Source organism: Acinetobacter lwoffii, assembly GCF_024129855.1.
Classification (GTDB): domain Bacteria; phylum Pseudomonadota; class Gammaproteobacteria; order Pseudomonadales; family Moraxellaceae; genus Acinetobacter; species Acinetobacter lwoffii_L.
Genome location: NZ_JAMXXC010000096.1, coordinates 1 through 236 on the forward strand (window position 1 = coordinate 1; position 236 = coordinate 236).

Annotated in this window: 1 pseudogene; it reads right to left on the bottom strand. The window is 44.9% G+C overall.

Annotated features, from left to right (window positions below):
* Window positions 1-236 (bottom strand): annotated as a pseudogene (locus NI465_RS16665) (ISNCY family transposase); the annotation flags it as partial.

The window sequence follows — 236 nt, forward strand, 5'->3', positions numbered from 1 at the left end:
GTTCCTCGTGCATGAGGGCCACAGTCCCATCCGGGTACTCCAGAAATGAAATATATTGCCCAACAAGCTTATGATTCAGCTCTATCGGTTCAAGCAGATAAATACATTTGTCATAGGTCAGGGTCAGATTCTTGGTGACCTTACGCGGTTCCTGCCAGGTAAAAATATCATCCAGTTCAAGATGAGATTCGGTTAATGGCCGATGTAAATTCTTTGAGTTTCGCGCACACTTGGCA